This is a genomic window from Porphyrobacter sp. HT-58-2 (genome assembly GCF_002952215.1).
Classification (GTDB): domain Bacteria; phylum Pseudomonadota; class Alphaproteobacteria; order Sphingomonadales; family Sphingomonadaceae; genus Erythrobacter.
Map to the genome: position 1 here is coordinate 2,308,330 of NZ_CP022600.1, position 23,682 is coordinate 2,332,011.

Sequence of the window (23,682 nt, forward strand, 5' to 3'; positions counted from 1 at the left end):
TAACCCTTCGCTTACCATCACTGGCTAGGGTCGCGGCCACAAACCAAAGGGCCGCGCCAAATGCATGAAATTGCGATCGATACCGCTAATGCTCACGCCTTGGGGATGATCCCGGAAAGCTGCGGTGCGGTGACCGTCGGCTGCACCGACGTGGCCGGCGTGGTCGAAGCAGTGATCGCCTCGTCCAAGACCTTGCGTTCCGAACACGAGGCGCTGGCCGAAACCGTGCGTGCGCTGGAGGCAGATCAGAACAAGGTTTCCGAAGCCAGTGACGAGGCGCGGCTGCTGTCCGAACGCGCGATCGAGCGGCTCAATGAAGGCACGGCGCTGATCCAGTCCTCGCTCGGCCAGATCGCCTCGCTGATCGAGCTGGTCGACACCCTCGGCCAGCACGTCACCAGCTTTTCCGCAGCAATGGAGCAGGTGCGCCGCTCTGCGCAAGACATTGGCGAGATTGCCGAAACCACCAACATTCTCGCCCTCAACGCCACGATTGAGGCGATGCGGGCAGGGGACGCAGGCCGCACCTTTGCTGTGGTCGCGAGCGAGGTGAAAAGCCTTGCGAGTGACACCCGTAAGGCGACCGAAGAAATCGCCCAGACGATCGATGCCTTGGGCGGCGAAGCGGAGGTCATGATTGGCCGGATCGAAAGCGGTGCCAAGGCCAGCGGCGAGGCCCGCGCTTCCGTAGCGAGGATCGAAAACACCATCACCAATGTCGGCGCGCTGGTGGAGGAAGTCGACAAGCAGAACGATGTCATCGCCCGATCGACCGGCACGATCTCCGGCCATGTCGACAAGGTGCAGCGCGTGCTGACCAGCTTTGATGCTGCATCACGATCCAACGAGGATCGTCTCCACGGCGCCCATCGCAAGATGGAAGAGCTTGAAATCACGGCCTCGGAGATGTTCGATCGCATCGTCCATGCAGGATTGTCGCCGCAGGACAGCGCCATGGTCGCGCAGGCGCAGGCGATGATGCAGGAGCTGACCGCCCATACCGAGGCCGCATTGGCCAAGGGCGACATCACGATGGCGGCGCTGTTCGATACCGACTATCAGCCCGTCCCCGGCACCAATCCGCCGCTGTTCCGCACGCGGTTGACCGATTGGGCTCACGCCGAATGGCGCCCCTTCCTCGACCGGGCGAAATCGAGCGACTCCCGTGTTTTGGCCGCTGCCTGCACCGACATGAACGGCTTTCTGCCGACCCACCTTACCGAACGGTCCCGCCAACCCACCGGAGATATCGCGCACGATACCCAGTTCTGCCGCAACGGTCGGATCATGCTGGAGCCGATCGACCGCAAGGCCAAGGCCTCGAACGCGCCTTACATGATGGCGGTCTACCGGCAGGAGGGTGACGGCACCACCTATCGCGTGGTTCGCAATGTCTATGTCCCGCTGGTCATCGGCGGACGGCGCTGGGGTTCGTTCGAGCTGGCCTACAGTTTCGATTGACCCGGCCGTGCTGCGCCATGTTTCACGCGAAACATTCGCGCAAAGCCCCTGCAAAACCCCTCTAGAGGGGGGCTGACAGGAGGCTAAGCCCGGTCAGGCAGGCGCTGCAAGCCGGATAAAGACCGCATGGGCGCGGCTAATTCTGCGCCGCGCGACCGTTCAGAACCAGGGCTTCTGGTTCTGAACGTAGGTTGCGTTAAAATCGGCTTCCGACTTGGTAAGGTAGATGATCGCCTCGATCAGGCAGATCAGGCCGATGATCATCAGCGGGATGATCCCGATCAGAACCAGCGTCAGCAGATAGCTCATGAAGGTGCTGACCAGCAGGATCACCCCTTGCGTGGTGTAGCCCAGATAGAACTTGTGGATGCCGAGCGAGCCGAGAAAGAGCGCCAGCAGGCCGGCAACGATCGGTGACTTGTGTCCCGGCCCGAAGGCCTCTGCAATCGGGTTGGCGCCAAGCATCGGGAACACCTCTGCAGCAGCCGATCCGGAGGCCGCGAAGTCGACCTGCTGCCCCGCACGAGGAGGCCCTGCCTCACCGCGCCAGTCACTCCCCTGAAAGCTGTAACGCTCGCCATCCTGCCCGCTGATGATGCCTTCGCCCTTCAGCGGATCGAAAACCAGAACCTGCCCCTTCATGTGATCCCCCACACTGTTGATCTGCAGGGGCTATCGCAAAAAGGACAGGGGGACAAGAACCGCTTACGACGGATTGCGCCGCGCCATGAAGGCGAGGCGTTCGAACAGCATGATGTCCTGCTCGTTCTTGAGCAGCGCACCGTGCAGCGGCGGGATCGCGCTGGCCGGGTTCTTGTCCTGCAACACCTCGAGCGGCATGTCCTCGTTCAGGAGCAGCTTGAGCCAGTCGAGCAACTCGCTGGTCGAGGGCTTCTTCTTCAGGCCCGGCACTTCGCGCAGGTCATAGAAGATATCCATCGCCTTCTTCACCAGCACCTTCTGGATGCCGGGGAAATGGACGTCGATGATGTCCTGCATCGTCTCGCGGTCGGGGAACTTGATGTAGTGGAAGAAGCAGCGGCGCAGGAAGGCGTCGGGGAGCTCTTTCTCATTGTTCGAGGTGATGACGACAATCGGGCGCTGCTTGGCCTCGATCCGTTCCATCGTCTCGTAGACGTCAAAGCTCATCCGGTCGAGTTCCTGAAGAAGGTCGTTGGGGAACTCGATATCGGCCTTGTCGATTTCGTCGATCAGGAGGACGGGGAGCTTCTCGGAGGTGAAGGCCTCCCACAGCTTGCCCTTCTTGATGTAGTTGCGGATGTCGTGGACGCGCTCCTCGCCCAGCTGGCCATCGCGCAGACGGGCGACGGCGTCGTATTCATACAGCCCCTGCTGCGCCTTGGTGGTGGATTTGATGTTCCACTCGATCATCGGCGCATCCAGCGCCTTGGAGATTTCATGCGCCAGCACGGTCTTGCCGGTGCCGGGCTCGCCCTTGACCAGCAGCGGGCGGCGCAGAGTGACGGCGGCATTGACCGCGACCTTGAGATCCTCGGTCGCGATGTAGGATTTGGTGCCTTCGAAACGCTGGGGCTGATCGGTCATCGGGTTTCCTTTGGGGACTGAAATTGGCCGCCAGCGATAAGGGCGTGAGGCCTGCTGCGCAAGGGGCCGGGGGCTGGCAAATCAGTGAGGCAGCAGCAGGATGCGCTGGGCGATGGCGTTGAGCCGGCCTTCATCAACCACGGCAGCCGGGTTGTTCCACCCCAGCGTCAGCACCAAGTCACGCCCAGCCTTGTCGGTCAGCAGCCAGGTGTAGTTGAGCACCCCCGGCTCGCTGCCGCCCTTGAAACCGATATAGTCCCACCGCGACCGCACAGCATCGCCGCTGGTCGAAGGGTTGATGGCCATGATCCTGAAAGCTTCCGGGTCAGCCTTGCGCCGCATATGGGCGAACAGCCCGGCAAGATCGGCGGGCGAGGCGAACCATTCGATGTCGATGGCCTTGGGGCCTTGCGCAAAGGCGGCGTTGACCTCGTCTAGCGAAGGGTTCGCGCTCGCCAGCAAGGCATCGAGCGCGACGTTGTCGGCGGACGAGCCTTTGCGCCATTCATCGAGCGCCTCGCGGTCCCAGGTCTTGAGCACGAAGAGTTCGCGGGTGTTGAGGAAGGGATCGTTCGCCGCCGGATCGCTGTGGCCGCTGTCCTTCATCAGCTTGAGGATGCGCTGGCGGCCCAGCACCGCGATCAGCTGGTCGGTGGCGGTGTTGTCGCTGATCGAGATCATCAGGCTGGCAAGCGTGTGGAGCGTCACCGCCGAACCCTCGGGCCAGTCCTGCATCTGTCCGCTGGGGTAGCTTTTCTCGGTGAGACGGACAACATCGCTCCACTTGCGCCGCCCTGCCTTCACGTCCTCGGCCAGCGCGGCCAGCACATAGAGCTTGAAGGTCGATCCCAGCGCGAGGGGCTTGTCTCCATTGATGCTGATGACCGGCGCGCCGCCATCCAGCGGGCCGAAGCGCGCATTGACCGTGCCGGGAAGGGCGGCAAGATCGGCGACGATTTTCTCAGCCGTGTCACCCTCCACCGCCACGGCGTCGATCGAGGTGAAGCGCAATTCGTTGATGCGGTTGTCCTCGGAAGGCGAAATCGCGATGCCGCCCTTGGCGAGCCCGCGCTCGAACCGGATTTCGAGCGCCGCGCGGGGTGCCTTCGCGTGGGGCCAGCAGCGAAACCTCAACCGCCCGCCCGAACTGTGCGGTAAAGCTGGCGCTGAGGGTCTTGATCTGGGTATCAGCGATCGCTGCCCGGAACGCAGGGGTGAAGATCGCTTCAGGCTCGATCTCGCCGTTTAGCAGGGCCACGACCTGATCGGCGCGGCTCTCCAGCGGGGTTGCCGCTTGCGGGACGGCGGCCATCTGCCCGTGCGCCGCAGCGGCACCCGGCGCCAAAGCCAGCGCCATCACTGCAAGGGCAAGCGCCCTATGCATCAATAAGGTCACGGTCCACTTCACCGGCGCGGTTCTGGATGAAGTTGAAGCGGTGTTCGGGGTTGCGGCCCATCAACTCGTCAACAAGCCGCGCCACGCCCGCGCGCTGTTCGAACTCCTGCGGCAGGGTGATGCGGATCAGGCTGCGGCTTTCGGGCGCCATGGTGGTTTCGCGCAATTGCTGCGGGTTCATTTCGCCAAGGCCCTTGAAGCGCGCGACTTCGACCTTTCTGCCCTTGAACACCGTCGCTTCCAGCTCGGCCCGGTGCGCGTCGTCACGGGCGTAGCGGCTCTCCTTGCCTGCCGTGAGGCGGTATAGCGGAGGTTGGGCGAGGAACAGGTGGCCGCGCCGGACGATGTCGGGCATTTCCTGGAAGAAAAAGGTCATCAGCAGCGTCGCGATATGCGCGCCGTCAACGTCCGCGTCGGTCATGATGATGATGCGATCATAGCGCAGATTGTCGGCGTTGCAGTCCTTGCGGGTGCCGCAACCCATGGCGAGGATCAGGTCGGCGATTTCGCTGTTGGCGCGGATCTTGTCGGCGGTGGCGCTGGCGACGTTGAGGATCTTGCCGCGGATTGGCAGGATCGCCTGCGATTTGCGGTCTCGCGCCTGCTTGGCGCTGCCGCCTGCGCTGTCGCCTTCGACGATGAACAGCTCCGTCTCGCGCCCGCCTTCGCCGGAACAATCGGTGAGCTTGCCCGGCAGACGCAGCTTTCTGGCGTTGGTCGCGGTCTTGCGCTTGATCTCGCGCTCCTGCTTGCGCTTGAGGCGTTCATCCATGCGCTCCATCACCTCGCCGAGCAGCGCCTTCCCGCGCTCCATATTGTCGGTGAGGAAATGGTCGAAGTGATCGCGCACCGCGTTTTCGACAAGGCGCGCAGCCTCGGGCGAGGTGAGGCGGTCCTTGGTCTGCGACTGGAACTGGGGATCGCGGATGAAGACGCTGAGCATCACCTCCGCGCCGGTCATGACATCGTCGGCGGTGATGTCCTTGGCCTTTTTCTGGCCGACCAGCTCGCCGAACGCCCGCAAGGCGCGCGTCAGGGCCGTCCGAAGGCCCTGTTCGTGGGTGCCGCCGTCGGGGGTCGGCACGGTGTTGCAATACCAGCTCGTCGCCCCGTCCGAATAGAGCGGCCAGGCGATCGCCCATTCGACCCGGCCTTGCTGGACGCCGTCCGCCTGCGGAAAGTCCTGCGTTCCGGCAAAGGGCTGGGCGGTAACGCATTCGCGGGTGCCGATCTGTTCGGCCAAATGATCGGCGAGCCCGCCGGGGAACTTGAACACGGCTTCGGCCGGCACCTCCTCACTCGCGAGCGAGGGGGCGCATTTCCAGCGGATTTCCACGCCCGCGAACAGGTAGGCTTTCGACCGCGCGAGCTTGAACAGGCGCTTGGGGTTGAAGTTGCGATCCCCGAAGATTTCCGGATCGGGCGTGAAGCTGACGGTGGTGCCGCGCCGGTTGGGGGTGGGGCCGAGGTTCTGGATCGGACCCTGGGTAACTCCCCTCGAAAATTCCTGCGCGAAAAGCTGCTTGTCGCGCGCCACCTCGACACGGGTGTGAACCGACAGCGCGTTGACCACGCTGATCCCCACGCCGTGCAGACCGCCGCTGGTGGCATAGGCTTTCCCTGAAAACTTGCCGCCCGAATGGAGCGTCGAGAGGATCACCTCCAGCGTCGACTTGCCGGGGAACTTGGGGTGTTCGTCAACCGGAATGCCGCGGCCATTATCGGCGATGGAGAGGCGGTTGCCCTCGTCCAGCCTGACCTCGATCCGGGTCGCGTGGCCTGCCACGGCCTCGTCCATGGCATTGTCGAGCACTTCGGCTGCGAGGTGGTGAAAGGCGCGGTCGTCCGTCCCGCCGATATACATCCCCGGGCGGCGGCGCACCGGCTCCAATCCTTCGAGCACCTCGATGGCGGAGGCATTGTAATCACCGCTGGAGGTGGGGGTGTTGGCGAAGAGATCGTCGGGCGTGGTATCGGACATGGGCGGGGTTATAGGCCCGCCGTGCGCGCCGTCACAAGCCACCCGGCGTGGTTTTACGCAATCACTCCAGGGTGCTGACTGATCACTTGCCGAAACCGGTCGGGGCCGGATCGACCGCAACCACATCGCCGCCCTTGATCTCGCGAACTTCCAATGCCCGTTCGACCACGCCGTTGCGGCCAAATCGGAATGCGCCATCGACGCCAAGGAAGCCGCCGCGATCGTAAAGCTGGTTCTTGGGGAAGGGCGTGCCAACCTTCCAGTCGCGGGCGACCCGCAGCGTCAGCAGCACCGCATCATAGCCCAGCGTTGCGACCCGGAACGGCTGCGCGCCGAAGCGGGCCTCATAGCTGTCAGCAAAGCGCTTGAAGCGTTGATCGGAAACCGCCGCAAACAGCGCACCCTCGATCGAGCCTGCCCGGGTCAGCGCCGCATCGCCGCTCCACAGTTCGGTGCCGAGGATGCGCGCCCGGGTCTGCGCGCCGCGCTGCAATTCATCCGCAGCCTCGATGCTGAGGCGCGCGCTGTCGGCGATCAGAACCGTGTCATATCCGCCCGCTGCCCGCAGCCGCGCCGCTGCACTGACGATCGAGGTATTGCCCCGCGCATAGCTCTCGCGGCGCACCACCGCCCCGCCATAGTCGCGCAGCGCATTGTCGAGCGCACTGCCTGCCCGCTGGCCGTAATCGCCTTCGGGCAGCAGCGCCGCAAAACGCACCGCGCCCTTGCCACGGGCATACTGAACCGTCCGGCGGATCGATTGTTCGGGATTGTGGCCAATCACGAACACATCGGCGCTGGCGACGCTGGTATCGTTCGAGAAGGCGATCACCGGAACACCGGCCGGGCGCGCGGCAGCCTGCACAGCTGGCACGGCATCGGCCATCAGCGGGCCGAGGATCAACTTGTTACCATCGGCAATCGCCTTGCGCGCAGCGGTGGAGATGCCTTCCGAGGTATCATAGGTGGTGATGCGCAGATTATCGGCGCTGGTATCGAGCAGCGCCATCGTCGTGGCATTGGCAATCGCCTGTCCGACCGGGGCGGTATCGCCGCTCATCGGAACCAGCAGTGCGATGCGGTGGCGGGCGGAGTCGGTTGGCAGCGCCGTCGCCGACGGTTCTGGCGCAGGCACAGGAGCAGTGCGGGCCACGTCGGTCTTGGGGATTACCTGGCACCCCGCCGCCAGCATTGCCGCACCTACCAGTGCGAGATTGCGTCCCGTCAACGCCTGCGCAAGACCCGCAAGTGACATGGCCCAATTCGGCCCGATCCGAAGCTTCATTCTTGCCGACCCCTCACTCGTGCGCCATTGGTCGATCCGTGAGACCCATGGAACTGCCATCCATCCCCGTAGGGACACCCGAGCCCGGTCTCTATATCGTGGCGACCCCGATTGGCAATCTCGGCGACATTACCCTGCGCGCGCTCGCGATGCTGCAAGGCGCGGCGCTGATCGCCTGCGAAGATACGCGGGTGACCGGCAAGCTCTTGAATCATTTCGGGATAAAGGCCCGACTTCAGCGACTCGACGATCACGCCTCGCCGCAAACCCGCACCCGGATCATCGACGAGGCGAGGCATAGTGCGGTTGTGCTGGTGTCCGATGCGGGGACACCGTTGATCTCGGATCCGGGTTATCGTCTGGTGCGCGAGGCGCGCGCGGCAGGCGTGATGGTAACGAGCATTCCGGGTGCGTGCGCGGCGATTTCGGCACTGGCGATGGCCGGGTTGCCGTCTGATCGCTTCCTGTTTGCAGGCTTTCTTCCGGTCAAGGACAAGGCGCGCCGCGAAACGCTTGAGGGGCTGGCACAGGTGGCTGCGACGCTGGTGTTCTATGAAACCGCACCGCGGCTGGAACGCTCACTTCGGGCGATTGCCGAGCTGTGGCCGACGCGCGAAGTGGCGGTTGCGCGCGAGCTCACGAAGCTGCACGAGGAGTGCCGCAGCGGAACCGCAGCGAGCCTCGCCGACCATTACGCCGCGCATCCCCCCAAGGGCGAGATCGTTCTGTTGATAGGGCCGCCGGACGAAAGTGAGGCTCCGGCGCTCGATGCTGATGCGATGCTGCGCGCCGCACTGGCCGAGGCGGGGCCGGGCAAGGCGGCGGGGATCGTCGCGAAGGCTACCGGGATTGATCGCGCTGCGCTCTATACCCGCGCGCTGGAGCTGAGAGGCGAATGAGCGCGCGTACGCCAGAACAGCGCCACGAGGCCGACCAGCGCGGACGCGAGGGCGAGGCGGCTGCGGCCATGTTTCTGGCCCAGAACGGCTGGCGGATCGTTGCGGAGCGCGTGAAGACCAAAGCGGGCGAGATCGACCTGATCGCCAAGCGCAGCGGCCTTGTCGCCTTCATCGAGGTCAAGTGGCGCGCCCGTTCCGCGAGCCTTGCCGATGCCGTCGATGAACGCCGACTTGCCCGTGTCGCAGCGGCGGTGGAAATGGTGTGGCATGACTATGCCACTGATGGCGAGGACATCCGCATCGATGTCATCCTGCTTGCACCGGGCCGCAAACCGACCCACATCGAAAACGCCTGGATGCCGTTTGGTTGATCCGCCGGAGTTGAATGCCGGAGTTGAATGAATGTCACTGAGAATCGCCGTCCAGATGGACCCCATCGACCGGATCAATATCGCCGGCGACAGTTCCTTCGCGCTGATGCTGGCGGCACAGGCGCGCGGTTATACGCTCTACGAATATCATGTCGAAAGCCTGACGCTGGACGAGGATGACCGCCTGTTCGCGCACGCTTTTCCGGTGACGGTGCAGCGGGTCGAGGGCGATCACTTCACGCGCGGCGAACAGGTGCGGCTCGATCTGGGCAGGGATGTCGATGTGGTGCTGATGCGGCAGGACCCGCCGTTCCACATGGGCTATATCACCGCCACCCATATGCTGGAGCGGATCAGGCGCGAGACGCTGGTGGTCAATGATCCCGCCAACGTCCGCAACAGCCCCGAAAAGGTGATGGTGCTGAACTATCGCCGCTTCATGCCGCCCACGCTTGTTACCCGCTCGGTCGAGGAAGTGCGGCGCTTTATGGAAAAGCACGGCGCGATTGTGGTCAAGCCGATCCACGGCAATGGCGGCAAGGCGATTTTCCGCATCGGCGAGAACGGTGAAAACCTGACCGCGCTGTTCGAGGTGTTCAACCAGACCTGGCCCGAACCGCACATGGTCCAGCCGTTCCTTCCTGAAGTTGCACAGGGTGACAAGCGGATCGTGCTGGTCGATGGCGAGGTTGCCGGCGCGATCAACCGGGTGCCGGGGGAGGGCGAATTCCGCTCCAACCTCGCGATGGGCGGCAGCGCACAGGCGACCGATCTTACCGAACGCGAGGCGGAAATCTGCGCCGCGCTCGGCCCGGATCTGAAACGGCTCGGCCTGACCTTTGTCGGCATCGACGTGATCGGCGGCAAGTGGCTGACCGAGATCAACGTCACCTCTCCCACCGGCATCGTGGCGATTGACCGGTTCAACAATTCGGATACGGCGGGGCTGATCTGGGATGCGATCGAACGGCGTCTGGCCGAACGCCGCGCTACCGACTGACTTCTTCTCTCGCTTGGGATAGCGACTTCATGACCGAATACCTGATCGATCTGGTCGAGGCCTGGGGATACCTTGGCGTCGCAGTGGCGATGTTCCTCGAAAACGTGTTCCCGCCGATCCCTTCCGAAGTGATCATGGGGCTCACCGGGATGGCGGTTGCCGACGGAAGACTGGGTTTTGCCGGTGCGGTCGGCGCGGGGACGCTGGGCGCGGTGCTGGGCAATTGGGTGTGGTACTGGATCGGCCGGGTGGTAGGCTATGAACGCTTCAAGCCGCTGATCGACCGCTGGGGCCGCTGGTTGACGCTCGACTGGGCCGAGGTCGAGAAGATTGTGGGCGTCTTCAAGCGCTTCGACAGCGCGATCATCTTCTGGGCGCGGTTTCTGCCTCAGGTGCGCACGATGATCTCGCTTCCGGCAGGCATGGCAATCATGAGCCAGCTTCGCTTTCTGGTGTGGACGCTGCTCGGAACCGGGGTGTGGAATGCGGTTCTGATCGGGGCCGGCTATATCCTGCGCAACGAATTCAGTCAGTTCGACGACTATTACGGCTGGGTTGCGGTGGTGATGATTGCGGGCGTGGTGGCGCTCTATCTCTATCGCGTGGTGACCTGGAAGCCCGCCGCGATGAGCGACGAGCAGTCCTAACCGCGGGGGTGGGCCTTGCGGTAATTCTCCAGCAAGGCTGCCGTATCGACACGGGTATAGATCTGGGTCGACCCCAGCGAGGCGTGACCGAGCAGTTCCTGAAGCGAACGCAGGTCAGCGCCCGCGCTCAACAGATGCGTGGCAAAGGAGTGCCTGAGCGCATGGGGCGTTGCGGTATCCGGCAGGCCAAGTGCGCGCCGCGCCTGTGCCATCGCCTTTTGCACCATCCCCGGTGAAAGCGGCCCGCCCTTGGTTCCGCGGAACAGCGGATCGGCAGGGGTCAGGGGAAAGGGGCAGGCCTTGACATAGGCAGCTATCGCGGCGCGGGTGATCGGCAGCACCGGCACTGCGCGCTGCTTGCCGCCCTTGCCGGTTACGGTCAGCACCTCGCCCACCAGCGCATCCCGCCCGGTCAGCGACAGCGCCTCGGCGATACGCAGGCCTGACCCATACATCAGAAGCAGTACGGCCCGGTCGCGCGCGCCGATCCAGTCGTCTGCGGCGAGGCTATCGACAATGTCGGTGATGTTGACGGCCTCATCCGGGGTAACGGGACGCGGCAGCCCTTTCTTCACACGAGGGCCTTTCAGGCGGGGCGCAACAGGATCGGGATCACCCGATTGCGTTCTTGCAAAGGCGATGAAGGCCTTGAGCGCCGACAGCTCGCGCGCGGTGCTGGCATTGCCAAGACCCTCCGCCCGCCGCGCTGCGAGATGGGCGCGCAGATGATGCGCCTCGGTGCGGGCCACGGCAGCCCAGTCTTGAAGCCCGTTCGCCGCAGCCAGCCTCTGCGCGGCAGCAACATAGGCACGCACCGTATGGGGCGAGCGGCGGCGGTTGTCGGCGAGATGCGCGCGCCATTGTGCGATCAGATCGGGCGCGCTCATGCGGCGACAAGCGTATCGGCGACGACTTCGGCCAGCAGGCTATCGAGGACGGAGCGGCCCGGAGGCGCGACCCCGATCCGCGCGCCTGTCCGCCACATCAGCCCGAGCGCGACGAGCCGGGCAAAAGCGGCTTCGTCCACCAGTCCTGCGACGGGCAGGCCAAACCGGGCCGAAAACGCGGCCAGATCGACGCCCTCGGTGAGCCTGAGCCCCATCAACAGTGCCTCGGCGGCCTGATCGCCGATTGGCAAGGTGCGAGCCTCGACGATCCCGTCACCCTGCCGCGCCACGGCAGCGAGAAAGTTCTCCGGTTTCTTGTGCCGCACTGTCGCCACACCCCCGCGCCGCCCATGCGCCCCGGGGCCGATACCCGCGTAGTCGTGGTACCGCCAATAGGAGAGATTGTGGCGGCTTTCCTCACCCGGTTGGGCATGGTTGCTGGTCTCGTAGGCGGGAAGGCCCGCCGCATCGGTCAATGCCTGCGTGATATCGAACAGTTCCGCCGCCTCATCATCGTCAAGGGGTACCAACCGCCCGCGCCGCACATCGCTGGCAAAGCGCGTGCCGGGCTCGATCGTGAGCTGGTAGAGCGACATATGCCCCGTGCCGAAGGACAGGGCGCGGGTGAGGCGCTGCTCCCACAGGTCGGGTGTATGGCCGGGCAGGGCGTAGATCATGTCGAAGCTGACGCGGGCAAAATGCGCCTGCGCCGTCTCCAGCGCGGCCAGCGACTCGCTTGCGCCGTGCAAACGGCCGAGAAAGCGCAGTTCGGCATCGTCCAATGACTGCACGCCGAGCGAGACGCGGTTGATGCCCGCACCTGCCAGCGCGGCGAAGTTCGCCGCTTCGACCGAGGACGGGTTGGCTTCGAGGGTGATTTCGATTGTTTCATCGAAGCCCCACAGGCGCTCGGCCTCAGCCAGCAGTGCGGCGACAAGGGCAGGGGGCATCAGCGAGGGCGTACCGCCGCCGAAGAAGATCGAAGTCAGCGCCTCTCCGCCTGCTACTTCCGCCTCTGCACGCATGTCGGCAATCAGCGCCGCCTGCCACGCCGCCACGTCCACGCCAGCGCGCACGTGCGAGTTGAAATCGCAATAGGGGCATTTCTTCGCGCAGAAGGGCCAGTGAATGTAAAGCGCGCGTGCCACGGTTGGAATTTTCAGCCTCGCTTAATCGTTTGGCGCAAATAGTCCCCGCCCGAAGGAAGGTTCCGCGCCCGTGAGCATCATTGCCCGTCTTGCCTGTCTCGCCCTGCTTATGACAGCCGCGCCCGCGCTGCCGCAAGCCTCCTCGCCTGACCACCACCCCGATCCGCGCGACTGGCTCGATCCGCATAATGACGCGCGGGGCGATGTCGGCCTGCCGCCGCTGGTGTGGAGCGACAGGCTGGCGCGCGATGCGGCGGGCTGGGCGCGGCACCTTGCCCGCAACAACCTTTATGATCACGCCTCGCCCGAGCAGCGCAAGGGGCAGGGCGAAAACCTGTGGCGCGGCCCCAGGGGCTATTGGGATGCCGCCACCAAGATCGGCTTCTTCCTTGCCGAAAAACGCCACTTCCGCCCCGGCAACTTCCCCGATGTCTCGCGCACCGGGCGCTGGAGCGATGTTGCACATTACACCCAGATCATCTGGCCGCAGACCCGCGAAGTCGGCTGCGCGCTCGCCCATACGCCGACCGAGGAGGTGCTGGTGTGCCGCTACTGGCCGGCGGGCAATATCTGGGGCGCGCCGATCGACCCGGCACAGCACGTGGCGCGGCGCTGACCTAGCGCGGGAATTGCTCGGCCACGAGCTTTGCAAAAGCATCGGCGCGGTGGCTGATGGCGTGCTTTTCCTCCGGTGCGATTTCGGCAAAGGTCAGCGCGCTGCCTGTCGGCACGAACACCGGATCATAGCCGAAGCCCATTTGCCCACGCGGCGGCCATGTCAGGCTGCCGTGGCAGGCACCTTCATAAATGGCATATTCCCCGTCCGGCCATGCCAGCGCCAGCACGCAATGGAACGCAGCGGAGCGGTCCACGTCCGCACCTTTCTCGGCCAGCATCCCTTCGACCTTGCCCATCGCCATGTACCAGTCGCGGCCCGGGGCGCCTTCGAACCACTGCCGCTCGGCCCAGTCGGCGGTGTAGACGCCGGGACGGTCATTGAGCACCGCCACGGACAGCCCACTGTCATCCGCCAGCGCCGCCAGCCCCGAAGCCTCCGCCGCCGCCCGCGCCTTGATCAGCGCGTTCTGGGCAAAGGTGGTGCCGGTCTCGGCCGGTTCGGGCAGGCCGAGTGATCCGGCGGAGATGCACTTGACCCCATAGGGATCGAGCAGCGCCGAAATCTCCTTCAGCTTGCCCGCATTATGCGTGGCGATCACGAGGCTGCCGGAGCCGAGCCTTCTGGTCACTTCACCGCGTCCGCTTGCGCCGCGAAGATGCGGTCGGCGCCGATGCGGGCAAGGCGCAGCAGGCGCAGCAGGCCTTCCTCGTCATAGGTCGCGCCCTCGGCGGTGGCCTGCACCTCGGCGATCTTGCCGCCTGAAAGCAGCACGAAATTACCGTCGGCCTCGGCGTTCGAGTCCTCGTCATAGTCAAGGTCGAGCACCGGCGTGCCTTTGTAGATTCCGCAGGAAATGCCTGCGACCTGCGCGGAAATCGGATCGTGCTTGATGTCGCCTGCGGCCATCAACCCGTTCACCGCAAGCCGCAGCGCAATCCACGCGCCGGAAATGGCGGCCGTGCGCGTGCCGCCATCGGCCTGGATCACGTCGCAATCCAAGGTGATCTGCCGCTCGCCGAGCTTCTGGAGATCGACCACGGCGCGCAAAGAGCGACCGATAAGCCGCTGGATTTCCTGTGTGCGGCCCGATTGCTTGCCCTTGGCCGCTTCGCGTGCGCCGCGAGTGTGCGTGGCGCGCGGGAGCATCGAATATTCGCCCGTCACCCAGCCTTCACCCTTGCCGCGCAGCCACGGCGGCACGCCTTTTTCGACACTGGCAGTGCAGAGAACCTTGGTATCGCCGAAGCCAATCAGCACCGATCCTTCGGCGTGGCGGGTGAAACCGGTCTCGATCGTGATGGCGCGCATTTCATCGGGCGCGCGTCCTGAAGGGCGCATGGGGTGTCCTTTTGTGAGTGCGGGGCCATTAGGCGCGGCCCACTTGTCGCGGCAAGCGCAAAGACTAAGATTGCTGCCATGACCTCGCTTCCCGTCACCGAACTGACCCAGCGTGCGCGCGAGATTTTCCGTCGCGTGGTCGAGGAATATATCGAGAGCGGGCAGCCGGTCGGCTCTAAGACGCTGGCGGCGGACGGCACGCTGAACCTCTCGCCCGCCTCGATCCGCTCGGTGCTGGCCGATCTGGAGATGGCTGGGCTTTTGGCGGCGCCGCATACGAGCGCCGGGCGAATGCCGACCGATGCAGGGCTGAGAATTTTCGTCGACGGGATGATGCGCGTTGCCGAACCGACGCGCGAGGAACAGGCCGCGATCGAGGCGCGTCTGGCCGATGCCGGACCGGTCGAGGCGGCATTGAAGCAAGCCTCCGCGATTCTATCCGACCTGTCAGGCGCAGCGGGGATGGTGCTGGTCGCCCCACGCGAACAGCGGCTCGCGCAGTTTTCCCTCGTCGATCTCGGGCAGGGGCGGGCGCTGGCGGTGCTGGTGGGCGAGGATGGCGGGGTCGAGAACCGTGTGCTCACCATTGGCGGCGCATTGAACCCCGGCGCGCTCGACCGGGCATCGAACTACATCACCGCAAGGCTTGCGGGCCGCACGCTGGCCGAGGCTGCGGCGGCGATGCGGGCGGAGATTTCGACCGGCAAGTCGCAGCTCGACGATGCCTCGCGCGATCTGGTCGAGCGCGGCCTTGCCGTCTGGAGCGAGGATGCCACCGCGCGGCCCGTGCTGATCGTGCGGGGGGCTGCGAACCTGCTGGATGAAACAGCGCTCGGCGATATCGAGCGGGTACGAATGCTGCTGGAGGATCTCGAGAACAAGCAGTCGGTCGCCGAATTGCTCGATTCAGCACGCGAGGCCGAGGCGACGCGCATCTTCATCGGCAGCGAGAACCGGCTTTTCGCACTCTCCGGATCGTCTGTCATTGCCTCGCCCTATCGCGATCGTGAAGGGCGGGTGGTGGGCGTGCTGGGTGTGATCGGACCGACCCGGTTGAATTACGCCCGCGTAGTCCCCATGGTGGATTTGACCGCCCGTTCGCTGGGCAAGCTCATCGCTTGAATGGAAAGCCAAACCGAAATGACCGAGAATGAAAAGCCGCTGGATCAGGCGGTTGAAGACGAATTGAAGGGTGTCCCGGAACACTTGCGCGAGGGCGGAAGCTCTGCGGGCGAAGATGCGATGGCCGAAGCGCTCGAATCGCTTCGCCGCGATCTGGAAGCTGCCAGGCAGGACGTGCTCTACGCGCAGGCCGAAACGCAGAATGTGCGCCGTCGCCTTGAGCGCGAGAAGGACGAGGCGCGCGCCTATGCCGCGACCGGCTTTGCCCGTGATATCCTGAGCGTTGCCGACAATCTGTCGCGTGCGATTGATGCCATCCCGCAGTCGCTGCGCGAGGATGACACCATGAAAGGGCTCGTCTTTGGCCTCGAAGCTACCCAGCGCGAACTGGAAAAGGTCTTTGCCGCCAATGGCATCACCCGGATTGCTGCGGTCGGCCTGCCGCTCGATCCCAACCAGCATCAGGCGATGCTCGAAGTGCCAACCACCGATCACGAACCCGGCACGGTGGTGTCGGAGATGCAGTCCGGCTGGATGATCAAGGATCGCCTGCTGCGCGCAGCAATGGTGGCAGTGGCGAAGAAGCCGGACTAAGCCTGAAAGGGCAGGATCGCTTCGTAAGCGGCGAGCAAGGGCGCTCCTGCCACCTGTATGCCGTTGCGCATCAGGAAGGCATGGCGCACGATTTCGGCCTGCTGCTCGATGCCGTATTGCGCAAGGCTCCAGCCCGGCTTCAGGGCATAGTCATAGCGGCAGAACGGATGGCGGCGGGTGATAAGGTACCAGCGGCCCCGGGTCTGCGTCTGCCACACATGCACCATCTCGTGGATGAAATGCGCCTGACGCTCGAGGGGCGAATCTGAAAAATCATCGCAGTAATGCGCGGCGAGCGGGTGAAAGTGGAGGTGGCCCATTGGTGCCATCGTCACACCCCGTGGGTGGAGCGGGAAGAACTTGCGCCGCTTCACTGTGACCTGCGCATAATCAATCGCATCGCCAAACACTGACCGGGCCAGCGCGATTTCGCCGATCGTCAAGGGCCGCTCGCCGCCGACCGGGCAGACCGGAGCGATTGGGCTGCCCGCCCGCACGCTTTCGTCCAGCCCGGCCAGCGGCACGTTCAGCGATCTTCTCCGGCGGCACGCACCGGCGCTTCGACCGTCTGGGTGGTGCCGTCAGACAGGGTCAAGGTAACCTTTGCCATTGCTCCCGGTTTCAAATCGCTGCCGGGATCCATCGCCATCACGTGCAAGCCGCCCGGCGCAAAGGTCACCGGCGTTCCCTCGGCAAGGCTGACCGGCCCGGCCATCGTCATCGCCATCTTCCCGGCGCTTTCGGCGTAATCGTGGATCATGGTCATTCCCGCGCCCTCAACCGCGACGCCGGTAAGGGTTACGGGCGCACTGCCGCTGTAGGAAAGATCGAAATAGACCGCAGCCGGATTGCCTGACACCGGAGCGAGCACCACGCGCGGGTTGCTGACGGTCAACCCCGCGCTCTCCGAGGTGGCTTCCTTCGCCGCATCTGCCTCAATGGGCGCTTCCGCATCAGGCGCGCAGGCCACAAGTGCGGGCAGAGCAAGTGCAGCCATAGCCGCCCATGGGGCAATAGAATTGAATTTCACGCGATTGTCTCCTGCTGGAATGCTCTGCAAATCTAGGCGGCGGCGTCTCTTGTGCCAAGCGAAACCGCTCCTATATCGCGCTCACAAACGAGCCGCCAAGGCGCTTTGCCTGCAATCGGGGAGCGCACAAGGGCGGTGTCCAACAATGTCCTAATGGATGGGGTAACTATGGGTAAAGTAATCGGTATCGACCTCGGCACTACCAATTCCTGCGTCGCCGTGATGGACGGCGGGAAGCCGAAAGTGATCGAGAATTCCGAAGGCGCGCGCACCACGCCTTCGATCGTGGCCTTCACCAAGGATGGCCAGCGCCTTATCGGCCAGCCTGCCAAGCGTCAGGCGGTGACCAATCCCGACAACACCCTGTTTGCGATCAAGCGTCTGATCGGTCGTCGTTTCGATGATCCGCTGACCAAGAAGGACATGGAGCTCGTCCCCTACAAGATCACCAAGGGCAAGAATGGCGATGCCTGGGTCAACGCGGGCGGCGAAGATTACAGCCCCTCGCAGGTCTCGGCTTTCATCCTCCAGAAGATGAAGGAAACTGCCGAGAGCTATCTTGGCGAAACCGTGACGCAGGCCGTCATCACCGTGCCTGCCTATTTCAACGACGCCCAGCGTCAGGCGACCAAGGATGCCGGCCAGATTGCCGGCCTCGAAGTGCTGCGCATCATCAACGAGCCGACCGCGGCGGCGCTCGCCTATGGCATGGACAAGGACGATGGGAAGACCATCGCCGTCTATGACCTTGGCGGCGGCACCTTCGACGTCTCGATCCTCGAAATCGGGGACGGCGTGTTCGAAGTGAAGTCGACCAACGGCGATACGTTCCTTGGCGGCGAAGACTTCGACAACGCGATCGTGGAATTCCTCGCGGACTCCTTCAAGAAGAAGGAGAACATGGATCTCAAGACCGACAAGCTCGCCCTTCAGCGTCTGAAAGAAGCCGCCGAAAAGGCCAAGATCGAACTGTCGAGCGCGGCCACGACCGAGATCAACCTGCCCTTCATCACCGCGCGCATGGAAGGCGGCAGCACCACGCCGCTGCACCTTGTGGAGACGATCACCCGCGCCGACCTTGAAAAGATGGTCGACGCTCTGATCCAGCGCACGCTTGAGCCGTGCAAGAAGGCGTTGAAGGATGCCGGTATCACCAAGGATCAGGTCGACGAGGTGATCCTCGTTGGCGGCATGACCCGCATGCCCAAGGTGCGCGAAGTGGTGGAGCAGTTCTTTGGCGCCAAGCCCCACACCGGCGTGAACCCGGATGAAGTCGTCGCCATGGGCGCGGCGATTCAGGCGGGCGTGCTTCAGGGTGACGTCAAGGACGTGCTGCTGCTCGACGTGACCCCGCTCTCGCTCGGCATCGAGACGCTGGGCGGCGTGTTCACCCGCATGATCGATCGCAACACCACCATCCCGACCAAGAAGACCCAGACCTATTCGACCGCCGAGGACAACCAGAACGCGGTGACGATCAAGGTCTATCAGGGCGAGCGCGAGATGGCGGCGGACAACAAGCTGCTCGGCAATTTCGACCTGATCGGGATTCCCCCCGCCCCGCGCGGCGTGCCGCAGATCGAGGTGACCTTCGATATCGATGCCAACGGCATCGTCTCGGTGGCCGCCAAGGACAAAGGCACCGGCAAGGAGCAGACCATCAAGATCCAGGCCTCGGGCGGTCTTTCCGATGCCGACATCGATCAGATGGTGAAGGACGCCGAGAAATTCGCCGAGGAAGACAAAAAGCGCCGGGCGGCGGCGGAAGCGCGCAATCAGGCCGACAGCCTTGTTCACGCGACCGAAAAGCAGCTTGAGGAGCATGGCGCGAAGATCGACGCGGCCACCAAGACCGAGGTCGAGGAAGCCATCGCAGCGGTCAAGACCGCGCTGGAAGGCGGCGATGCCGATGACATCAACGCCAAGGCGCAGGCGCTGACGCAGTCGGCGATGAAGATGGGTCAGCAGATCTACGAAGCCCAGCAAGCCGCCGGGCCGGAAGGTGATGCTCCGTCTGAGGAACAGGCCCCCGAAGAAGACGTCGTCGACGCTGAGTTCTCCGAGGTTGACGAAGACAAGAAGGGCTGAGGCCCCGATGCCATCCCAAGCGTCGCTGGTGTGTCCGGTTCCCCTTTCCGGCATACCAGCGGCGACTGGCCACGGGGATTAGGTCAGCATCATGTCCAGCACCCAGATTGATTATTACGAAACGCTCGAAGTCACGCGCGATGCCGACGGCGCGACACTCAAGAGCGCCTATCGCAAGCTCGCCATGAAATATCACCCGGACCGCAATCCGGGCGATGCGACGTGCGAGGCCAAGTTCAAGGCGATCAACGAGGCCTATGATTGCCTCAAGGACCCGCAAAAGCGCGCGGCCTATGACCGCTATGGCCACGAAGCCTTCACGCAGGGCATGAACGGGGGCGGGGGAGGCGGGCCGTTCGGCGGCGGCTTTGGCGGCCGGGGCGCGGACGGCTTTGCCGATATCGGCGACATCTTCGAAACGATTTTCGGCGGTGCCTTTGGCGGCGGCGGCGCTCAGCGCCAGCAGACCCGTCGCGGTGCGGATCTGCGCTATGACATGCAGGTGAGCCTCGAAGAGGCCTTCCACGGCAAGTCGACCGAGATCGAGATCGAGGTCAGCCAGGTTTGCGACACCTGCGACGGCACCGGCGCCACGCCCGGCACCTCGGAACGCCAGTGCAATCTGTGCCACGGCATGGGCACGGTGCGCGCCAAGCAGGGCCTGTTCGTGATCGAACGCCCCTGCCCCACCTGTTCGGGGCGCGGCACGGTGATCGAGAACCCCTGCCGTGCGTGCCGGGGCGAGGGCCGGGTGGACAAGGCCCAGACCTTGAAGGTCGACATCCCCGCTGGCGTCGATACCGGCACGCGCATCCGCCTATCCGGCAAGGGCGAGGCAGGGCAACGCGGCGCACCGGCGGGCGATCTTTATATCTTCCTCCACGTCAAACCGCATCCGGTGTTCGAGCGTGAAGGTACGACGCTCGCTACACGCGTACCGGTCAGCTTCACTACGGCAGCACTTGGCGGCTGCGTTGAAATCCCCGATCTCGACGGCTCAACCAACCGGCTTGAGATCCCCGCAGGCATCCAGTCGGGCAAGCAATTGCGCATTCGCGGCGCGGGCATGCCGGTGCTGCAAGGGCGCGGACGGGGCGATCTGGTCGCGGAAATCGTGGTTGAAACCCCGACCAAGCTTAGTCGCCGCCAGAAGGAGCTGCTGGAGGAGTTCAAGGCCACCGAAACGGGCGATGAATGCCCCGAAAGCCGCGGCTTCTTCGACAAGCTCAAGGATGTGTTCGGCGGCTAGAGCGGTGCTTCCCTCGCTTCTCATCATCGACGACTTTCTCGCCGATCCTTACGCGGCGCGGCGCGCTGCGCTGGGGCTGGAATATGATCCAGCACGGCAATACGGCAATTTTCCGGGGCTGAATTCCTCGACCGCGCTCGATACCGCCGCGGTCGATGATGCGGTCTCGCGCCTGCTTGGCATCAGGCTTGGCCCGGCGCCCGGTACGCAGCATGGCCATTGCCGCCTGACGACGAAAGGCGCGAAGGGAAAAAGCGGGGTGCATATCGACCCGGCGGCCTATTCGGGCATCCTTTATCTTTCGCGTCCGGAAGATTGCGCCAAACCGCAGGCTGGCGGCACCGATTTCTTTCGCCACAAGCGCACCGGGCTGGAAGCCGTGCCGCAAGACCCGGCCCGGATCGCTGCCTCCGGTTATTCGGATATCAACGCCCTGGTGGAGGACGTGGTCAACAAGGATACGACCAGCCCGGCCAAGTGGGAGCGCATGCTGCGCATTCCGGCGCGGTTCAACCGGCTGCTGCTGTTCTCGCCCTGGCAGTTCCACGACGCTGCACCAGGCTTCGGCACGACGCCGGAAGATGCACGGCTGGTGATGCTGCTGTTTTTCGGGCCGGTGCGCTAACCCATCCGCGCCCCGACTTCGAGCCGGATCTGGTCGATCAGATCGCGCTGACAACGCCCCGCGATTTCCTCTTCCTCCAGCACCGCGAGAAACAGCGCGCGCTTGGCGGCTCTTACGGTCCCGCCAGCAATGCCGCCCGGCACGGTCGAGGCAATAATGTCGATCATCCGCTCAGCCCCGTGCAGCCTGCCCCACAGGTAATCATTTTCACGATAGTCACGGCTGAAAAAGGCGCCGAAATTGTAAAACTCGATCCCGCGCAAGGTCGCCGCCGTGCCGCCTTCGCGGATCGAACGGGCGTCATCGGGAGAGATGCGGTCGATCTTCACCGGGTTGAATTCATCGAAGCCTGCGCGCCGTGACAGCGTAAGCGTGGCGACATCATAGAACGGAAAGCCAAGATAGGTCAGCAGCATCCGCCGCTTGAGCAGCTTGGGCATATCCTCCAGCGCGTCGATCAGCATTTCCTCGGCGGCAAGATCGGTCGCGGGCAGCAGGCGCTGGGTTGCGAGGAAATCCAGCACCGCACCCGGCGCGCGCAGGCCATCACGCGCCAGCTCGGCAAAGCGGGCGGAACGCAGCACGCCTTCGTCCGCGCGGTTGTAAAGCGCGAGAATGGCGTAAAGCCGATCACGCGCCCGGTCGAGCGCATCCTCGGGGATCTCGGGATCAAGCTCCCAGTCACGTGACAATCTGCGCGCGAGCAGTTGCAGGCGGCGGATGCGGAAGCCAGTGTCATGGGCGCGGAAGAAGGTGATGGCCTCGGCGTGGGCGCCGCCCTGCTTTCCCGTCAGCTGCTCAAGCCCTCGCGCTTCCAGCTCGCACCTCAGCGCGCGTTGCAGCGGCAGCGGATCAGCCTGCGATTGCCCGGCAGCTCTCAAGGTGAGGGTGGCAAGCTGTTCGATGATCCCCTCGAACTTGGTGAGGGCATAGGAACCGAAGGCATAGCCGGCGCGCTCGGCGGCGGCCTGCTGTGCCTTGGCCCGCCACCCCGCAAGGCGCCGCGGGGTAGGGCGATCCAGCAGGAAGGTGTAGCCGAACAGCTTTTCCACCGCGCGGTCGATGTCGCCCTGCAGTTCCATGACGATGCGTTTCTGCCGCGCCGCATCACGCGATTGCTGGGCGATGCGCTCCAGATCGTCACGGATCGGCTGTTCGCGCGGGATCGTGGACAGCGAACCGAAGATCGCGCCGAAGAAACCGACGTCGCGTGTGCGCGTGCCGGGGGCAGGGCCTGATCCATCGGGGCGCGGGTCGAGATAGACAAACCGCCGGTCGACTTCGCGTTGGGCCGGGCGGCCATGCAGCGCATCAAGCGCGGCGCCGAAGGGCGCATTGACGAGCACCGCGCCGTCAATCAGCGCCACCTCGTCCAGGCTGCCGCGCGCAACATGGGTCGGCATTGTGCGTGCAAGGAAGCTCTCCCGGCTTGCCCACTGTTCCCCCTCGGCTGCGGCGAGCTGATCGATCTCGGCCAAGGTCAGCGGCGGGAAGGCTCCCGGAAAGCTCGCTGTTGCGCGAGCGGCGAGCACCAGTTCGAGCCGGTCACCCAGCGCATCCCCATCGCCTACCCGGCTGCGGAACCTGATCGGCAGACGGTGTTCGGTTTCCTCGACCTCAAGCGGGGAATTGAGACGCAAGGTTTCCGGGTGACCGCGAAAATCGGTGGCAGTCACGATCAGATCGACCGGATAGCCGGGCGGCAACAGGGGCTCGCCATCGCCCTCGGCTTCCATTCTGACCAGGGCTTCGTGGAGCATTCCCGAAAAGCGGCTGCCCGAAAACGGCGGGGCAAACCAGCGTCCACGCACAAAGCGCGAGACCTTGCGTCGCACTTCCTTGCGGGTTTCGGGCGAGACCGTCGCGCTCACCACATTGCCCGGTCGCCGCAAGAACCATTCCGCGATTGGCTGCGCCCAGAACTTGGCAAAGCGCCACATCGGCTCGGCCTTGGGATCGGTCAGTGCCGAGACATCGGCATTGGAAAGCCACAGATCGGTGAGCGGTTCAAGGCTATGCCCGGCATGCACGGCCTGAGCCAGGAATACCGCGTTGATCCCCCCGGCACTCGCCCCGGTGAGAATATCGGGCAGCACCCTTAGCCTGAGGCCGCGATCCCGCTCGATCGCTGCCAGAAAGTCGCGATAGGCTTCGGCCGCCCCGTCAAGCCGGACAGCAGCAGGATGGTGCAAGGCCCTGCTGGCGCGGGCAAGGTGCCAGACTTCCTTGGTGATGCCGTGCATGTAGACCGCAAGGCTGACACCGCCGTAGCACACCAGAGCGAGGCGAAGTTCCTTCTGCCGCATCTGCCCTGTCTAGCGGGGAAGAGATGCGCAATGCAATTGCGTTCGTCATCTGTTCTCGATATGGCGCGTG

23 protein-coding genes are annotated in these 23,682 nt (G+C 64.4%); 11 read left to right on the top strand and 12 right to left on the bottom strand.

Annotated features, from left to right (window positions below; translation table 11 throughout):
- Positions 1-60: 60 nt before the first annotated feature.
- The gene (locus tag CHX26_RS10875) at positions 61-1,461 is read left to right on the top strand and encodes a methyl-accepting chemotaxis protein (protein ID WP_104942381.1); all 1,401 of its coding nucleotides are present in this window, start codon (positions 61-63) and stop codon (positions 1,459-1,461) included.
- A 159-nt stretch (positions 1,462-1,620) separates the two neighbouring features.
- Here the strand turns inward: CHX26_RS10875 and CHX26_RS10880 are convergent, their stop codons facing one another.
- The 5 genes from CHX26_RS10880 to CHX26_RS10900 form a co-directional block, all read right to left on the bottom strand.
- A complete protein-coding gene (locus CHX26_RS10880; RefSeq protein ID WP_104942382.1) occupies positions 1,621-2,103 on the bottom strand; it encodes a TM2 domain-containing protein in 483 nt (160 codons plus the stop codon).
- Between the two features lie 63 nt (positions 2,104-2,166).
- Positions 2,167-3,027 (bottom strand): AAA family ATPase, encoded by an 861-nt coding sequence (locus CHX26_RS10885; protein ID WP_104942383.1) that lies wholly within the window; start codon positions 3,025-3,027, stop codon positions 2,167-2,169.
- A gap of 81 nt (positions 3,028-3,108) precedes the next feature.
- On the bottom strand, positions 3,109-4,161 hold the full coding sequence (locus CHX26_RS10890) for a serine hydrolase (RefSeq protein WP_172449796.1): 1,053 nt from the start codon (positions 4,159-4,161) through the stop codon (positions 3,109-3,111).
- 242 nt (positions 4,162-4,403) lie between these two features.
- Entirely contained in the window at positions 4,404-6,404 is a 2,001-nt protein-coding gene (gene parE, locus CHX26_RS10895; RefSeq protein WP_104942385.1) for a DNA topoisomerase IV subunit B, read from the bottom strand.
- Between the two features lie 82 nt (positions 6,405-6,486).
- The gene (locus tag CHX26_RS10900; protein ID WP_233997127.1) at positions 6,487-7,689 is read right to left on the bottom strand and encodes a penicillin-binding protein activator; all 1,203 of its coding nucleotides are present in this window, start codon (positions 7,687-7,689) and stop codon (positions 6,487-6,489) included.
- 47 nt (positions 7,690-7,736) lie between these two features.
- Here CHX26_RS10900 and rsmI point away from each other — a divergent pair, with 47 nt between their 5' ends.
- From rsmI to CHX26_RS10920, 4 genes are read left to right on the top strand one after another with little or no spacing between them, the layout of a single operon-like run.
- Positions 7,737-8,588, top strand: a complete 852-nt coding sequence (rsmI, locus tag CHX26_RS10905) for a 16S rRNA (cytidine(1402)-2'-O)-methyltransferase (RefSeq protein WP_104942386.1) — start codon at positions 7,737-7,739, stop codon at positions 8,586-8,588.
- The gene (locus CHX26_RS10910; protein WP_104942387.1) at positions 8,585-8,959 is read left to right on the top strand and encodes a YraN family protein; all 375 of its coding nucleotides are present in this window, start codon (positions 8,585-8,587) and stop codon (positions 8,957-8,959) included. Before rsmI ends, CHX26_RS10910 begins: the two co-directional genes overlap by 4 nt.
- 31 nt (positions 8,960-8,990) lie before the next feature.
- Positions 8,991-9,959 (top strand): glutathione synthase, encoded by a 969-nt coding sequence (gene gshB / locus CHX26_RS10915; RefSeq protein WP_104942388.1) that lies wholly within the window; start codon positions 8,991-8,993, stop codon positions 9,957-9,959.
- Positions 9,960-9,988: 29 nt separating this feature from the next.
- The gene (locus CHX26_RS10920; RefSeq protein ID WP_104942389.1) at positions 9,989-10,606 is read left to right on the top strand and encodes a DedA family protein; all 618 of its coding nucleotides are present in this window, start codon (positions 9,989-9,991) and stop codon (positions 10,604-10,606) included.
- Here the strand turns inward: CHX26_RS10920 and CHX26_RS10925 are convergent.
- Together CHX26_RS10925 and hemW are read right to left on the bottom strand one after the other, a co-directional pair.
- Positions 10,603-11,493 (bottom strand): tyrosine recombinase XerC, encoded by an 891-nt coding sequence (locus tag CHX26_RS10925; RefSeq protein ID WP_104942390.1) that lies wholly within the window; start codon positions 11,491-11,493, stop codon positions 10,603-10,605. The two genes, CHX26_RS10920 and CHX26_RS10925, sit on opposite strands and share 4 nt — an antisense overlap.
- Positions 11,490-12,641, bottom strand: a complete 1,152-nt coding sequence (gene hemW / locus CHX26_RS10930) for a radical SAM family heme chaperone HemW (RefSeq protein ID WP_104942391.1) — start codon at positions 12,639-12,641, stop codon at positions 11,490-11,492. The genes CHX26_RS10925 and hemW overlap by 4 nt, the downstream gene beginning before the upstream one ends.
- A 70-nt stretch (positions 12,642-12,711) precedes the next feature.
- Between hemW and CHX26_RS10935 the strand changes: the two genes are divergently transcribed.
- On the top strand, positions 12,712-13,257 hold the full coding sequence (locus tag CHX26_RS10935; RefSeq protein ID WP_104942392.1) for a CAP domain-containing protein: 546 nt from the start codon (positions 12,712-12,714) through the stop codon (positions 13,255-13,257).
- A 1-nt stretch (position 13,258) separates the two neighbouring features.
- On the opposite strand, the gene rdgB is transcribed toward CHX26_RS10935, so the two are convergent.
- Both rdgB and rph read right to left on the bottom strand, forming a co-directional pair.
- Positions 13,259-13,888 (bottom strand): RdgB/HAM1 family non-canonical purine NTP pyrophosphatase, encoded by a 630-nt coding sequence (gene rdgB / locus CHX26_RS10940; RefSeq protein ID WP_104942393.1) that lies wholly within the window; start codon positions 13,886-13,888, stop codon positions 13,259-13,261.
- Positions 13,885-14,598: a ribonuclease PH gene (gene rph / locus CHX26_RS10945; RefSeq protein WP_104942394.1), complete on the bottom strand. Its 714-nt coding sequence runs from the start codon at positions 14,596-14,598 to the stop codon at positions 13,885-13,887. Before rph ends, rdgB begins: the two co-directional genes overlap by 4 nt.
- 78 nt (positions 14,599-14,676) lie before the next feature.
- Between rph and hrcA the strand changes: the two genes are divergently transcribed.
- Both hrcA and CHX26_RS10955 read left to right on the top strand, forming a co-directional pair.
- Positions 14,677-15,720 carry a heat-inducible transcriptional repressor HrcA gene (hrcA, locus tag CHX26_RS10950; protein WP_104942395.1) on the top strand — a complete coding sequence of 348 codons (1,044 nt, stop codon included), beginning with the start codon at positions 14,677-14,679 and terminating at the stop codon, positions 15,718-15,720.
- Positions 15,721-15,738: 18 nt separating this feature from the next.
- Positions 15,739-16,314, top strand: coding sequence for a nucleotide exchange factor GrpE (locus tag CHX26_RS10955; RefSeq protein WP_104943387.1), 576 nt, complete (start codon positions 15,739-15,741; stop codon positions 16,312-16,314).
- Here CHX26_RS10955 and CHX26_RS10960 read toward each other — a convergent pair.
- Complete coding sequence (locus tag CHX26_RS10960; RefSeq protein WP_233997348.1) at positions 16,311-16,832, bottom strand: vgr related protein; 522 nt, start codon at positions 16,830-16,832, stop codon at positions 16,311-16,313. The two genes, CHX26_RS10955 and CHX26_RS10960, sit on opposite strands and share 4 nt — an antisense overlap.
- Before the next feature lie 8 nt (positions 16,833-16,840).
- Entirely contained in the window at positions 16,841-17,311 is a 471-nt protein-coding gene (locus CHX26_RS10965) for a copper chaperone PCu(A)C (protein WP_104942396.1), read from the bottom strand.
- Between the two features lie 201 nt (positions 17,312-17,512).
- Here CHX26_RS10965 and dnaK point away from each other — a divergent pair, with 201 nt between their 5' ends.
- The 3 genes from dnaK (at position 17,513) to CHX26_RS10980 (ending at position 21,306) form a co-directional block, all read left to right on the top strand.
- Positions 17,513-19,432, top strand: a complete 1,920-nt coding sequence (dnaK, locus tag CHX26_RS10970) for a molecular chaperone DnaK (RefSeq protein WP_104942397.1) — start codon at positions 17,513-17,515, stop codon at positions 19,430-19,432.
- Positions 19,433-19,523: 91 nt separating this feature from the next.
- Positions 19,524-20,681 carry a molecular chaperone DnaJ gene (gene dnaJ, locus CHX26_RS10975; RefSeq protein WP_104942398.1) on the top strand — a complete coding sequence of 386 codons (1,158 nt, stop codon included), beginning with the start codon at positions 19,524-19,526 and terminating at the stop codon, positions 20,679-20,681.
- A gap of 4 nt (positions 20,682-20,685) precedes the next feature.
- Complete coding sequence (locus CHX26_RS10980) at positions 20,686-21,306, top strand: DUF6445 family protein (RefSeq protein WP_104942399.1); 621 nt, start codon at positions 20,686-20,688, stop codon at positions 21,304-21,306.
- Here CHX26_RS10980 and CHX26_RS10985 read toward each other — a convergent pair.
- On the bottom strand, positions 21,303-23,612 hold the full coding sequence (locus CHX26_RS10985; RefSeq protein WP_104942400.1) for a patatin-like protein: 2,310 nt from the start codon (positions 23,610-23,612) through the stop codon (positions 21,303-21,305). The genes CHX26_RS10980 and CHX26_RS10985 overlap by 4 nt on opposite strands.
- Between the last annotated feature and the right edge of the window lie 70 nt (positions 23,613-23,682).